Annotated in this window: 15 protein-coding genes and 1 riboswitch; of the genes, 13 read left to right on the forward strand and 2 right to left on the reverse strand. The window is 42.4% G+C overall.

Features of this window, described 5'->3' with window-relative positions; all coding sequences use genetic code 11:
• The first annotated feature begins 11 nt into the window (after positions 1-11).
• Complete coding sequence (gene aroD / locus AC0DBE_RS03735; RefSeq protein ID WP_061187619.1) at positions 12-779, forward strand: type I 3-dehydroquinate dehydratase; 768 nt, start codon at positions 12-14, stop codon at positions 777-779.
• Between the two features lie 44 nt (positions 780-823).
• Here the strand turns inward: aroD and serA are convergent, their stop codons facing one another.
• On the reverse strand, positions 824-2,401 hold the full coding sequence (gene serA, locus AC0DBE_RS03740) for a phosphoglycerate dehydrogenase (RefSeq protein ID WP_014114240.1): 1,578 nt from the start codon (positions 2,399-2,401) through the stop codon (positions 824-826).
• 206 nt (positions 2,402-2,607) lie between these two features.
• A riboswitch (FMN riboswitch) is annotated at positions 2,608-2,742 on the forward strand.
• A 152-nt stretch (positions 2,743-2,894) separates the two neighbouring features.
• Between serA and fmnP the strand changes: the two genes are divergently transcribed.
• Positions 2,895-3,464 (forward strand): riboflavin transporter FmnP, encoded by a 570-nt coding sequence (fmnP, locus tag AC0DBE_RS03745; RefSeq protein WP_014114238.1) that lies wholly within the window; start codon positions 2,895-2,897, stop codon positions 3,462-3,464.
• Between the two features lie 38 nt (positions 3,465-3,502).
• Here fmnP and AC0DBE_RS03750 read toward each other — a convergent pair whose 3' ends face one another.
• On the reverse strand, positions 3,503-3,751 hold the full coding sequence (locus AC0DBE_RS03750; RefSeq protein WP_003225461.1) for a ferredoxin: 249 nt from the start codon (positions 3,749-3,751) through the stop codon (positions 3,503-3,505).
• Between the two features lie 265 nt (positions 3,752-4,016).
• Between AC0DBE_RS03750 and AC0DBE_RS03755 the strand changes: the two genes are divergently transcribed.
• The 11 genes from AC0DBE_RS03755 (at position 4,017) to sleB (ending at position 14,360) form a co-directional block, all read left to right on the forward strand.
• The gene (locus tag AC0DBE_RS03755; protein WP_014114237.1) at positions 4,017-5,075 is read left to right on the forward strand and encodes a YpbB family protein; all 1,059 of its coding nucleotides are present in this window, start codon (positions 4,017-4,019) and stop codon (positions 5,073-5,075) included.
• Positions 5,068-6,558, forward strand: coding sequence for a RecQ family ATP-dependent DNA helicase (locus AC0DBE_RS03760; protein ID WP_014114236.1), 1,491 nt, complete (start codon positions 5,068-5,070; stop codon positions 6,556-6,558). The genes AC0DBE_RS03755 and AC0DBE_RS03760 overlap by 8 nt, the downstream gene beginning before the upstream one ends.
• A gap of 26 nt (positions 6,559-6,584) precedes the next feature.
• Entirely contained in the window at positions 6,585-7,187 is a 603-nt protein-coding gene (locus AC0DBE_RS03765) for a CPBP family intramembrane glutamic endopeptidase (RefSeq protein ID WP_014114235.1), read from the forward strand.
• Positions 7,138-7,890, forward strand: a complete 753-nt coding sequence (locus AC0DBE_RS03770; protein ID WP_014114234.1) for a LysM peptidoglycan-binding domain-containing protein — start codon at positions 7,138-7,140, stop codon at positions 7,888-7,890. Before AC0DBE_RS03765 ends, AC0DBE_RS03770 begins: the two co-directional genes overlap by 50 nt.
• Before the next feature lie 61 nt (positions 7,891-7,951).
• Complete coding sequence (locus AC0DBE_RS03775; protein ID WP_014114233.1) at positions 7,952-8,395, forward strand: YpbF family protein; 444 nt, start codon at positions 7,952-7,954, stop codon at positions 8,393-8,395.
• Positions 8,396-8,478: 83 nt separating this feature from the next.
• Positions 8,479-9,258 (forward strand): metallophosphoesterase, encoded by a 780-nt coding sequence (locus tag AC0DBE_RS03780; protein ID WP_072566493.1) that lies wholly within the window; start codon positions 8,479-8,481, stop codon positions 9,256-9,258.
• 159 nt (positions 9,259-9,417) lie between these two features.
• Positions 9,418-10,002: a genetic competence negative regulator gene (locus AC0DBE_RS03785; protein ID WP_472961117.1), complete on the forward strand. Its 585-nt coding sequence runs from the start codon at positions 9,418-9,420 to the stop codon at positions 10,000-10,002.
• A gap of 157 nt (positions 10,003-10,159) precedes the next feature.
• Positions 10,160-11,434 carry an NAD-specific glutamate dehydrogenase gene (gene gudB / locus AC0DBE_RS03790; protein ID WP_014114230.1) on the forward strand — a complete coding sequence of 425 codons (1,275 nt, stop codon included), beginning with the start codon at positions 10,160-10,162 and terminating at the stop codon, positions 11,432-11,434.
• A gap of 109 nt (positions 11,435-11,543) precedes the next feature.
• Positions 11,544-12,518: a YpdA family putative bacillithiol disulfide reductase gene (locus AC0DBE_RS03795; protein ID WP_014114229.1), complete on the forward strand. Its 975-nt coding sequence runs from the start codon at positions 11,544-11,546 to the stop codon at positions 12,516-12,518.
• Positions 12,519-12,637: 119 nt separating this feature from the next.
• On the forward strand, positions 12,638-13,294 hold the full coding sequence (prsW, locus tag AC0DBE_RS03800; protein ID WP_014114228.1) for a glutamic-type intramembrane protease PrsW: 657 nt from the start codon (positions 12,638-12,640) through the stop codon (positions 13,292-13,294).
• Positions 13,295-13,448: 154 nt separating this feature from the next.
• A complete protein-coding gene (gene sleB, locus AC0DBE_RS03805; RefSeq protein WP_061187626.1) occupies positions 13,449-14,360 on the forward strand; it encodes a spore cortex-lytic enzyme in 912 nt (303 codons plus the stop codon).
• Positions 14,361-14,386: the final 26 nt, after the last annotated feature.

A 14,386-nucleotide genomic window follows, 5' to 3' on the forward strand; every position in this document is an offset into this window, starting at 1 on the left:
ATTTGAGACAAGTGAACGTGTTAACAATCAAAGGAGTTTCCATCGGAGAAGGGATGCCGAAAATCATCGTTCCGCTGATGGGAAAAACGGAAAAACAAATTTTGAACGAAGCAGAAGCTGTAAAATTACTCAATCCGGACATTGTAGAGTGGCGAGTCGACGTATTTGAAAAAGCAAATGACAGAGAAGCCGTCACAAAGATGATTTCTAAGCTTCGGGTGTCTTTAGCGGACAAGCTGTTTCTATTCACATTCAGAACTCATAAAGAGGGCGGGAGCATGGAAATGGATGAAAGCTCATACATTGCTTTGCTGGAAGCGGCAGTCCAAACAAAAGACATCGATCTTATTGACATTGAATTATTTTCAGGAGATGAAAATGTCAAAGCGTTAGTATCACTGGCGGAAGAAAACAATGTCTATGTGGTGATATCAAATCATGATTTTGAGAAAACGCCTGCGAAAGATGAGATTCTTTCAAGACTTCGGAAAATGCAGGATTTAGGGGCGCATATTCCAAAAATGGCTGTCATGCCGAATGATACAGGAGATCTCTTAACGCTGCTTGATGCGACGTATACAATGAAAACAGTATATGCAGACCGTCCGATTATTACAATGTCAATGGCTGAAACAGGGCTGATCAGCAGGCTGAGCGGTGAGGTTTTTGGATCAGCTTGCACTTTTGGCGCGGGAGAAGAGGCATCGGCACCTGGTCAAATACCTGTTTCTGAGCTGAGGAATGTCTTAGAGATTTTGCATAAAAACACACGAAAATAGAACAATAAAAAAACTCAAGCTTATAAAGCTTGAGTTTTTTGGGATTATGGAAGATCAATGAGCTTCACAGACACAATATCAGGAACATCTGTTAGTTCTTTCACAATTTTATCTTCAAGATGTCTGTCAAAGGAAAGCATCATGATGGCTTCTCCGCCTTTTTCTTTACGGCCAACCTGCATGGTTGCAATGTTAATATCGTTATCTCCGAGAATACGTCCTACTCGGCCGATGACACCTGTTGTATCCTGGTGCTGGATATATACAAGGTGACCCGTCGGATAAAAATCGATATTAAATCCGTTGATCTCGACAATACGTTCTCCGAAATGAGGAATATACGTAGCCGTTACAGTAAAGGTGCTGCGGTCTCCTGTCACTTTTACGCTGATGCAGTTATCGTATCCAGATTCAGAAGAGGAAATTTTTTCACTGAAGCTGATGCCGCGTTCTTTTGCGACACCCCCGGCATTGACTTCGTTAACAGTTGAGTCCACGCGCGGTTTTAAAAAGCCTGACAGAAGACTTTTTGTAATGAACGATGTTTCAAGTTTGGCAATTGTGCCTTCGTATTGAATGGCAACATCCTGTACCGGCTCTTTCATGCATTGGGATACTAGGCTGCCAATTTTTCCTGCGATTTGATGGTAAGGCTTAATTTTAGCGAATTCATCTTTTGTCATGGCAGGCAGGTTGATAGCTGACATGACAGGTAGACCTTTTGCGAACTGTAGAACTTCTTCTGATACTTGAGCCGCGACATTCAGCTGAGCTTCTTTCGTCGATGCTCCCAAGTGAGGAGTCGCAATGACTAATGGATGATCAACTAGTTTATTGTCTACTGGCGGTTCAACTTCAAAAACGTCAAGCGCTGCACCGGCAACATGTCCGCTTTCCAAAGCTTCGAGAAGCGCTGCTTCATCGATAATACCGCCTCGCGCACAGTTAATTAAGCGAACACCTTTTTTCGTTTTTGCAATCGTTTCTTTGTTCAATAAGCCTTTTGTTTCTTTTGTTAAAGGCGTGTGAACGGTAATAATATCCGCGCTTTCAAGCACTTCTTCAAATGAACGGCTGTTTACGCCGATTTTTTTCGCTCTTTCTTCAGTTAGGAAAGGATCAAAAACGTGAACGGTCATACCGAACGCTCTCGCACGCTGTGCAATTTCGCTTCCGATTCGGCCTAATCCGACAATCCCAAGCGTTTTTCCATAAAGCTCTGAACCGACGTAAGCTGTGCGGTTCCACTCTCTGGATTTTACTGAAATATTAGCCTGAGGAATGTGTCTCATTAAAGAAGAGATCATCGCAAATGTATGCTCAGCTGTCGAAATGGTGTTGCCGTTTGGAGCGTTAATCACGATTACTCCGTGTTTAGTCGCCTCGTCAATATCGATATTATCTACACCGACACCGGCTCTTCCGACAATTTTTAAAGAAGTCATTTTTTTGAAAAGGTCTTCTGTTACTTTTGTCGCACTTCGCACCAAAAGAGCATCAAAAGTATGTAATTCATCTTCTGCATCTGCTGCGTTTTTTTGAACAATTTCAATAAAGTCTGATTCAATAAGTGGCTGTAAGCCGTCGTTGCTCATTTTGTCTGAGACCAATACTCGAAACATCGTTAGATTTCCTCCTAAATTGACAAACTAAATATCTGATAATTTAACATATTCTCAATAGAGTGTCAACGTGTATTGACGCAGTAAAGGATAAAAGGAAAGCTTAAAAATCAATGTTTTTATAGCTTTCAGGTATTATATATAATTTGAAGCAATTCTCTATACAGCCAACCAGTTATCGTTTATAATGGAACTAAATTCATATGATCAATCTTCGGGGCAGGGTGAAATTCCCTACCGGCGGTGATGAGCCAATTGCTCTAAGCCCGCGAGCTGTTTTTACAGCAGGATTCGGTGAGATTCCGGAGCCGACAGTACAGTCTGGATGGGAGAAGATGGAGGTTCATAAGCGTTTTGAAATTGTATTTTAAAACGTTTCTTTGCCTAGCCTAATTTTCGAAACCCCGCTTTTATACATGAAGCGGTTTTTTTATTGGCTGGAAAAGAACCTTTCCGTTTTCGAGTAAGATGTGATCGAAAAGGAGAGAGTGAAGTGAAAGTAAAAAAATTAGTTGTGATCAGTATGCTGAGCAGCATTGCATTTGTTTTGATGCTGTTGAATTTCCCGTTTCCGGGTCTTCCGGATTATTTAAAAATTGATTTTAGCGACGTGCCCGCTATTATTGCCATTCTGATTTACGGACCTTTGGCGGGTATTGCCGTAGAAGCGATAAAAAACGTTCTTCAATATATCATTCAGGGTAGCATGGCCGGAGTTCCTGTAGGGCAAATTGCGAATTTTATCGCAGGAACACTCTTTATATTGCCGACTGCTTTCTTATTTAAGAAACTGAACTCAGCAAAGGGCTTGGCTGTCAGCCTGCTTCTAGGCACAGCTGCAATGACCATTTTGATGAGTATTTTAAATTATGTTCTGATTCTCCCGGCATACACGTGGTTTTTACATTCGCCGGCATTATCTGACAGCGCGCTGAAAACAGCGGTCGTCGCTGGTATCCTACCTTTTAACATCATAAAAGGCATTGTGATTACGATTGTATTCTCACTTATCTTCATCAAGCTTAAGCCATGGATTGAACAGCAGCGCGCACATATCCATTAAATAAAAAAGCTCCCGCAGGGGAGCTTTTTTTGTTTCTTCTATTCAAATTTAAGCGGGTCGCCTTCAAATGGCTCATCCGCCACTTTGATGGAATCAGTAGGACATCCTTCAAATGCATCAATCATATCTTCTTCCAGTACCTCAGGAACTTCGACAACGCCTTTGTTTTCATCAAGCGTTACGAACGCGATGCCTTCATCATCGTAATCGTAAATGTCTGGTGCAGCAGCACCGCAAGCGCCGCATGCAATGCATGTATCTTTGTCTACGATTGTGTACTTTGCCATGAATAAAACCTCCCAGATTGTTCTTGGTGGAACAAATGGATCAATCTTTATATTTAATCAATTTAACACCTATTCCTCTTACTTATTGTAATGATGTTGCTGCCACATTTCAACAGAAAAATGATTGAGAATGCTTATCACATAAGGGGTTATCTACATAACATCCCCCTTAATGATGACTTTAAACGTCGATTTCTGTTTAAAATCTGTTAAAATAAAGAGAGCAAATCAACGATTTTTGTCAGGAAGAATGTGGGTGGATAGGTTGTCATTAAATTACTTCGATATTATGGTTCTCGATTGCCTTTTTAAAATAAACGGAGAACGGTCGGGAAGCGCTGTTTTTCACCTATTCAAAGGCAAAAGATCGTCACAAACCATTCAAGATGCCGGCTTATTTCAGACTGCAAAATACTTTGGAATGGCGGCGCAATGTTCGAGAAGCGATATTTCAGCGTCGCTCACCAAGCTTGAACAGCATTCATATCTCGAACCTATGTCTGAAACAGATACATACAAAGTGACAGCCAGCGGCGCAGCAGGATTAAGGCACGCCCTTAGTGAGCGGCCTTGGCCAGTTCATTGCCACGGCGCTTATTATCAGCAGGCTGCCGGCGTGCTTTGGAAGAGGCTTTCGCTGCTTGTGCAGGTCTTATCTCATAAACTGCAAGGGAGCAGGCAGTATATCCCTGTCACAAAGGATTATAAGACACTTCACTGGGTAAAGAGATACCTGTCCCGGCATACGGATCATATAGAGATGGCAAGCAGTCTTTTTGCCATGCTGGAGGCGCATTTGCATGAGGTTGGTGACAAAGCAGCGCAAATTTTTGTCTACTCCTTAACCTCACACGATAGGATCGGTTATACGAGCAGGCAGCTTGCTGACACGCTGAAAGAAGATGAATGGTATGTTTATATCATGTTTTGGGCTTCGGTACATTATTTTATTCATTCTCTTCCGGAGTGTGAAGATACTTTGTTAAAGGATCTCCTTTCTGATGTGCGTTTAGATAATGCTCTGACAGAGTCAACCAGAAAAACATGGCAGATGATCAAACAAGGGGTTCCGATACATCGTATTGCTGAAATCAGAAAGCTGAAAACAGCGACGATCGAAGACCATATTGTCGAGATTTCTCTTCACGAGCCTGCGTTTGTGATTGATGACTATGTATCAGCGGAAGACCAGCTCCAAATTGCAGAGTTTGCCAAACGGATGCGGACGAACAAAATCAAACAAATTCGAGACGGGCTGGAGCAGCGGTTCAGCTACTTTCAAATCAGACTGGCATTGACAAAGCAGGTGCAGCAATATGACTAAATTACAGCAAACGTTACATCAGTTTTTTGGTTTTACTTCCTTTAAAAAAGGGCAGGAGGACATTATTAGAAGCATACTTAGCGGGAAGGATACCATTGCGATGCTTCCGACCGGGGGAGGAAAATCGCTTTGCTACCAGCTGCCTGGCTACATGCTTGACGGCATGGTATTAATCGTTTCTCCATTGCTTTCTTTAATGGAGGATCAGGTACAGCAGCTGAAAGCACGGGGTGAAAAACGTGCGGCCGCTTTGAATAGCATGCTTAGCAGGCAGGAAAGACAATTCGTTTTGGAACATATTCATCGTTATAAATTTTTGTACTTGTCTCCTGAGGCTTTACAGTCGCCATATGTATTGGAAAAATTGAAAAACGTCCCGATCAGCCTATTCGTTATTGATGAAGCACATTGCATATCTGAATGGGGGCATGACTTTAGGCCTGACTATTCAAAGCTCGGACAGCTGAGAAAAAAACTTGGGCATCCTCCGGTTCTGGCATTGACTGCTACGGCTACAAAGGATACGCTGCAAGATGTCACGAACCTGCTGGAGCTGCAGCATGCCGAACGGTATCTCAACTCAGTCAACCGCCCAAACATCGCCCTTCGGGTTGAAAATGCGGCGGATACTGCCGAAAAAATAGATAGGGTCATTCAGCTGGTTGAAAACCTGCAAGGACCCGGAATTGTTTATTGTCCGACACGGAAATGGGCTGAAGAATTAGCGGGTGAAATTAAGAGCAAGACGAGCAGCAGAGCCGACTTTTACCATGGCGGTATGGAGTCTGGCGACAGGATTTTAATACAGCAGCAGTTTATCCATAATCAGCTTGATGTGATATGTTGTACGAATGCGTTTGGAATGGGTGTCGATAAACCTGATATCAGATATGTGATTCATTTCCACATCCCGCAGACGGCTGAAGCTTTTATGCAGGAGATCGGCAGAGCGGGACGCGACGGAAAACCGAGTGTCAGCATTTTGCTGCGGGCACCAGGTGATTTTGAATTACAGGAGCAGATTATCCAAATGGAGAGTGTCACAGTGGCAGAAATCGCCGATGTGATCCGTGTGCTTGAAAAGACGGATGAGCAGGATGAGAGAAGGTTGCGTGACGTATTAATGCAGTATGGTGTCGGAGAGACACAAGCACGTATGATGATACATCTGTTTATGCAGGGGAAAACATCAATTGAACTGATGAAACAGGAAATTTCATATCGCATGGAGCTGAAGCTGGAAAAAATGCGCCGCGTATCTTTTCTGCTTCAGCATGACGGCTGTTTAAGGCAATCACTGTTAAACTATTTTGATGAATCATACGAGCCTGATGACGGAAATCTTCCGTGCTGTTCACATTGCGGTTTTGATCTATCCCTGTATGAACAAAAAGGCGAACGGAGTAAAATGGCGCCATTAGTCAGTTGGAGTTCGGAATTGCACCGGATATTCAGCTTGCAGACTGTAGGTGAGCTAAACTGAAACAGCAAAAGGATTTCATTCAGCATATGTCTGATCGTGATATGCTCAAGCAGTTATATTTGACGCAGCTTTTGATCATCATCGCAGCAGCCTTAGCGGGATTGTTCTTTTTTGAGGATGTAAGAGACGTACTAAAACTCTGGGATATTCACGATCTGCGAATCATATGGTATGGTGTTTCTATTTCGGTTATTGTTATTTTAGCCGATATGGCAGTGATGAAATGGTGTCCGCCTCATTTATATAATGACGGCGGAATCAATAAAAAAATATTCAGTAAGAGGTCAATCCCTCATATTATATTTTTAACGCTTCTGATTGCTTTTGCGGAAGAAATGTTATTCAGAGGAGTGCTGCAGACTCATATCGGTCTATGGGCGGCCAGCCTTATATTTGCCGTTCTGCACTTTCGGTATTTGTCAAAATGGCTGTTATTTATCATGGTGACAGCAATCAGCTTTTTGCTCGGTCTGATGTATGAATGGACCGGTAACTTATTTGTTCCGGTGACGGCGCATTTTATCATTGATGCCGTGTTTGCCTGTCAGATTCGTTTTGAACATGTGAGGAGGGATAAACATGACGAACATGTCGAGAGTAGAGAGAAGAAAAGCCCAGAATCTTTATGAAGATCAAAACGCCGCATTGGCGGACGATTATGTCGATGATGATGGAGAAAGCCTTCCGACAAGACAATCTGTAAAAAATCAAAGAGAACAGAAAAAAAAGCAAGGCAAAACAAAAACGCCATTATTCACTGTACTCGCTGTATTATTTGTATTTGTGCCGGTTATCGTGTTAGTCAGCTTATTTTATCTAAAAAACTATCCGGATAATCATGACGATTATGAAGATGTTTTTATCGACAGCAGCCAAAGCAAATATGAGGTTGTGCCGAAACCAGAGGATAAAAATGACACCGCAGACACCAAAGAGACCAAAGAAACTAAAGAGACCGCACTGCAGCAAGAGTCAAAAAAAAAGTCTGAGGATACAAAGGCAAAAGACCCTGCAAAAACAACAACTGATAAGAAACAGCCTGCTGTAGCGGAAAAAGAAGTCTCAGCAAATAAGGAGGAAGCAACCGCCGCGGCTGCTTCCTCTTCTCAACAAGAAGCGGCACCGCAAGAGCGGCAGCCGGCTGAACCAGTTCAATCTGAGCCAAAACGCGTTGTCAAGCACACCGTCCAAAAGAAAGAAACGCTGTACCGCATTTCTATGAAGTATTATAAAAGCCGGTCGGGAGAAGAAAAAATTCGTGTGTATAATCATCTGAATGGAAATGATGTTTACACCGGACAAGTTTTGGACATCCCCTTAATGGATGAATAGGGCATTTTTTTATTTTACGCTCATATATTGTAGAAATGAAAATGGACAAGGTGTGAAGCGTATGAAAACCTTATGGAGTCAGATGGATCAGTTTACAGACGCGCCGACCAAACAGATGCTCCAAGCGCTGGTGAAACGAAAACAAAAATTTGAAAATTATGCAACGCAATGCCGCAGATGGCGATGGACTTCACTCATTTGCTTAGGCCTATTATGTATTATGATCATGATCAAGAGCCCGGCGCCTCAGCTTGTTCTTCAAGAAATGCTTAGCCATACCTTTTATTTATTTTGGATGATGGCAACCGCTTTTGCATACTGCACTTCATATTATTTTAAGAAAAAGGAAGAAAAAGCTGAGGGCGATTTTCATAAACTGAGATGCGAAATTATTCAGAAAAGCACTGATCTTTGGCCGCAGCCGGATAAATGGAAGGCGAGAGAATCTGTTTTTCAAATGATGAAGCACCAATATGACATTAATCTATATTTTGAAAGTAAATAAAATCGGGCGTTTTCTCAAACGATAGAAACGTCTTTTTTTATTGTCCGTCTTATTGATAAGTTCTAAAAGAATGGAGAGTTTTTATGAAGCTATCAGTGAAAATTGCCGGTGTGCTAACTGTGGCGGCAGCGGCAATGACGGCAAAGATGTACTCAACAGCAAAAGGCAACCATTTGAAAACACATACGTTTCCTTTATCAAAAATGAAGGGTAAGCCGCCTCTTACAATCTTTTTTATTTCGGACATTCACAAACGTCTCATCGATGAAGATCTTTTAGAAAAAGCGCGAAGCCATGCCCCTCAGCTGGTTATCATCGGCGGTGATTTAGCCGAGGGTGGTGTGCCCAGTACGAGAATCGAGGAAAACATCAAAAGGCTCACGGCTTTCGGGGTCCCTGTCGTGTTTGTGTGGGGGAATAATGATTATGAAGTCAGGCAGCATAAGCTGTATTCCATATTCAAAGCGCACGGTGTCATCACTCTGAGGAATGAGTCAATTCCGTTTTCGTACAACGGCCATACGATTGCGATTGCCGGAGTTGATGATATCAGGATGGAGATGGATCATTATGAGGAAGCCATTAAAGAACTCGACAAAAGCCAGCTGAATATTCTGATATGCCATAACCCGGAGATTCATGAACAAATCAATGAAGCTGACGGTATTGATGCGATATTCAGCGGACATACCCACGGCGGTCAGATTAGGTTTGGAAAATTCGGCCCGTATGAACTCGGGAAAACAGGCATTGTGAAAAATGCAGCGTATCTCATTAGCAACGGATACGGCACAACAAAAGTGCCTCTTCGTTTAGGTGCTGAGCCGGAAACACATATTGTGACGCTTTGTGCGCCGGAATAGCTTCTCAAAAGCAAAAAATCCATAAGGTAATAAAAACTGCATTGTGCTTGTCTTACTAGTGAACTCAGTGTAAACTGATAACAATTAAGAACCTATGACTCATCATCTCATATAATGTGTTATATGATTTGTGTGCAAGTAGAGGCAGGAGGGAACGTTATGCGGCTTGAGCGTCTGAATTATAATAAGATCAAAATCTTTTTGACCCTCGATGATTTGACAGACCGGGGATTGACAAAAGAAGACCTCTGGAAGGACTCATTTAAAGTCCACCAGTTATTTAAAGATATGATGAATGAAGCTAATACAGAGCTCGGCTTTGAAGCGAATGGACCGATTGCAGTGGAAGTGTATTCTCTCCAAGCACAAGGGATGGTTGTGATTGTAACAAAGGACCAAAGCGCCGATTCAGAAGACGATGAGTATGATGATGGTTACATCGAAATGCAAGTCAAGCTTGATGAAAGTGCGGACATCATTTATCAATTCCATTCCTTTGAAGATATCATTCAGCTTTCAGAAAGCTTACAGCGAATCGGTATCAATGGGGGAACTGTCTACCACTATGACGGACAGTACTTTTTAAGCCTAGAAGATCTGGGGTCACATACGGCTGAGGGGGTTGTGGCGGTTCTGGCTGAATACGGCAATCCGACAACTTTAACGATTTATCGCTTGCATGAGTATGGTAAGATCATAATGGACGGTAATGCCGTTGAGACGATACAGACTCATTTTTCATAAGAATGCAACGGAAAACTGCTGATTTCACAGCAGTTTTTTTTCGTTAAAAAACATGGAAAAACATAACGTTTATTCTATGCACAGATCATATGAAGGTGTATACTATTCTCTGAAAGGGAGCATGTGAGAAACAGAAGATTCTAGGAGGTTAACTCAAATGGCAGCCGATCGAAACACCGGTCATACAGAAGAGGACAAACTTGATGTATTAAAATCAACCCAAACCGTAATACATAAGGCTCTGGAAAAATTGGGATATCCTGAAGAAGTGTACGAACTGTTAAAGGAGCCGATGAGATTATTAACGGTAAAAATACCTGTTCGTATGGACGACGGTTCAGTAAAGATTTTTACAGGTTATCGTGCGCAGCACAATGACTCTGTCGGTCCGACGAAAGGCGGGATACGTTTTCACCCGAACGTAACAGAAAAAGAGGTGAAGGCGCTTTCTATTTGGATGAGTTTAAAATGCGGCATAATTGATCTTCCATATGGCGGTGGTAAAGGCGGAATTGTTTGTGATCCAAGGGATATGTCGTTTAGAGAGCTGGAGCGTCTGAGCAGAGGGTATGTCAGAGCAATCAGCCAAATTGTCGGCCCGACGAAAGACGTGCCGGCGCCGGATGTATTTACAAACTCACAAATCATGGCTTGGATGATGGATGAGTATTCAAGAATTGATGAATTTAATTCGCCTGGATTTATTACAGGCAAGCCGCTTGTGCTTGGCGGATCTCATGGGAGAGAATCTGCGACAGCAAAAGGTGTAACCATCTGTATTAAGGAAGCGGCTAAGAAAAAAGGCATCGATATTAAAGGTGCGCGTGTCGTTGTCCAAGGCTTCGGAAACGCGGGAAGCTATTTGGCGAAATTTATGCATGATGCAGGGGCAAAGGTTGTCGGCATTTCAGATGCGTATGGCGGACTTTATGATCCTGAAGGTCTCGATATCGATTACTTACTCGACCGCCGTGACAGCTTCGGTACCGTAACAAAGCTTTTCAACGATACCATTACGAACCAAGAGCTGTTGGAGCTGGATTGTGATATCCTCGTTCCCGCTGCGATTGAAAATCAAATTACAGAAAAAAATGCCCATAATATCCAGGCTAAAATTGTCGTTGAAGCGGCAAACGGGCCAACAACGCTTGAAGGAACAAAAATTCTTTCAGACCGGGACATTCTGCTTGTACCAGACGTGCTGGCAAGTGCCGGGGGCGTAACAGTTTCTTATTTTGAATGGGTTCAGAATAACCAAGGCTTCTACTGGAGTGAAGAAGAGGTAGAAGAAAAATTAGAAAAAATGATGGTCAAATCATTTAACAATATTTATGAAATGGCTAAAAACCGAAGAATTGACATGAGACTCGCTGCTTATATGGTCGGCGTTCGCAAAATGGCTGAAGCTTCGCGTTTTAGAGGCTGGATATAAGTTGATGATTTGCATAAAAATAAAAAATCTCCTATGATAAAATAGGAGATTTTTTTATTCGGAAATAGAAAAATATGTAGTGAAATGCCAATCGCAGGAGTTGACGGAAATGATTCAAGAAAAAGCAATAATTATAGGCGGAGGACCTTGCGGACTGTCTGCTGCCATTCACCTAAAACAAATTGGCATTGATGCCCTCGTCATCGAAAAAGGAAATGTCGTTAACAGTATTTACAATTATCCGACGCATCAAACCTTTTTCAGCTCAAGTGAAAAGCTTGAAATCGGAGACGTGGCATTTATTACGGAAAACAGAAAGCCTGTCAGAATTCAGGCTTTGTCGTATTACCGGGAAGTCGTCAAAAGGAAAAACATCCGTGTAAATGCGTTTGAGATGGTGCATAAAGTGACGAAAGCGGAAAACGATACATTCGTTATAGAGACGTCAAAAGGGACCTACACGACGCCATATTGTATTATTGCAACAGGCTACTATGATCATCCAAACTATATGAACGTACCCGGTGAGGATTTGCCAAAAGTATTTCATTATTTTAAAGAAGGCCACCCATACTTTGATAAAGATGTTGTCGTCATCGGCGGGAAAAATTCAAGCGTAGACGCCGCCCTTGAACTCGTGAAATCTGGAGCGCGTGTCACAGTTTTATACAGGGGCAAGGAGTATTCGCCAAGCATTAAGCCATGGATTCTGCCTGAATTTGAAGCGCTCGTCAGAAACGGTACAATCCGTATGGAATTTGGCGCTAGTGTCGAAAAAATCACCGAGGATGAAGTGGTATTCTGCTCAGATAAAAAGGAACTTATTACCATTAAAAATGATTTTGTATTTGCCATGACAGGCTATCATCCCGACCATCAATTTCTTGAAAAAATGGGTGTTGAAATTGATAAAGAAACAGGACGCCCCTTTTTCAATGAAGAAACGATGGAAACGAACGTTAAGGGTATTTTTATTGCCGGGGTCATTGCTGCAGGTAACAATGCAAATGAAATATTTATTGAAAACGGCAGATTTCACGGAGGACATATCGCAGCGGAAATCGCAAAAAGAGAAAATTATTAAAGAAGGGGAGCATATGATGAATTCGTATGCTCTTTTTGTTTTTTTAGGTTCTGACAGATGTAAAATCATAAACAACATGGTAGGATAGACTTAGGAATATAAAGGAAAGAGGTTGCCTGATGTTTGCAATCATCTCTGCAGGAATTGCTCCCGGCATCGCGCTGTTAAGTTATTTTTATTTAAAAGATCAGTATGATAATGAACCTGTACATATGGTGCTTCGGTCGTTTTTTCTAGGGGTTGTTCTTGTATTTCCCACAATGTTTATCCAGTACGTGCTTGAAAAAGAGAATGTGGGAGGCGGAAGCTTTTTCGTTTCTTTTTTATCTTCAGGGTTTTTGGAGGAATCATTAAAATGGTTTATTCTGATGGTCAGTGTTTACCCTCACGCCCACTTTGATGAGCATTATGACGGGATTGTATACGGGGCAAGTGTGTCGCTCGGTTTTGCAACCCTCGAAAATATTCTTTATTTAATTGGCCACGGTGTGGAGCATGCGTTTGTCAGGGCGCTCCTGCCTGTTTCATGCCATGCATTAATAGGCGTTATTATGGGATTTTACCTTGGGAAAGCCCGTTTTTCCGCTGATAAGGCGCGTGTGAAGTGGCTTATTCTTTCTTTAGCTCTCCCGTCACTTTTGCATGGATCGTATGATTTTATCCTGACAGCACTCAGTAATTGGATTTATTATATGTTTCCATTTATGTTATTTTTATGGTGGTTTGGTTTGCGAAAAGCGAAAAAAGCCCGTTCCGTCAATATGATGCAAGTATAGAAGCCGCACAGCAACCGTGCGGCTTTTTTGTGTGTGTTGATTTATCAAAACAGATATTATGTTCTGAGGGATAACAAGGAAAGAGTGTATAAAAATAACCTCGTTACAGAAAATACGATTACACTTAAAAATTTGCTGTAGGAGGCTTGAAAAGATGAAGTCCAAAGGATCGATTATGGCATGTCTCATCCTTTTTTCCTTTACAATCACGACGTTTATCAATACTGAAACCATCTCTGCCTTTTCGAATCAGGTCATTCAAAGAGGGGCAACAGGGGATGATGTGGTCGAACTCCAGGCGCGCCTTCAGTACAACGGATACTACAACGGAAAAATTGACGGGGTTTATGGATGGGGAACGTACTGGGCAGTTCGAAACTTTCAGGATCAATTCGGGTTAAAAGAGGTTGACGGCCTTGTCGGGGCTAAAACAAAGCAAACCTTAATATCTAAATCTAAATACTATCGTGAATATGTCATGGAACAGCTTAATAAAGGGAATACCTTTACGCATTACGGAAAAATTCCGCTGAAATACCAGACGAAACCATCAAAAGCTGCAACACAAAAGGCAAGACAACAAGCAGAAGCGCGGCAGAAACAGCCTGCGGAAAAAACAACGCAGCAGCCTAAAGCGAATAAACAGCAAAACAATACACCTGCAAAAGCAAGAAAACAGGATGCGGTCGCAGCTAACATGCCTGGCGGATTTTCCAACAATGATATCAGGCTCCTTTCTCAGGCAGTTTATGGTGAAGCCCGGGGCGAGCCGTACGAGGGACAGGTTGCCATTGCAGCAGTCATTTTGAACCGATTGAACAGCCCATTATTTCCGAATTCTGTAGCGGGGGTTATTTTTGAGCCGCTAGCCTTCACAGCAGTAGCCGACGGTCAAATTTACATGCAGCCGAATGAAACGGCCAGAGAAGCAGTGCTGGATGCCATCAATGGATGGGACCCATCAGAGGAAGCGCTGTACTACTTTAACCCGGATACGGCTACAAGTGCTTGGATTTGGGGACGTCCGCAGATTAAAAGAATCGGTAAACACATTTTCTGTGAGTAGCAGGACATGAGAAAGCATAAAAAGAG

The organism is Bacillus sp. VA15, assembly GCF_055721145.1.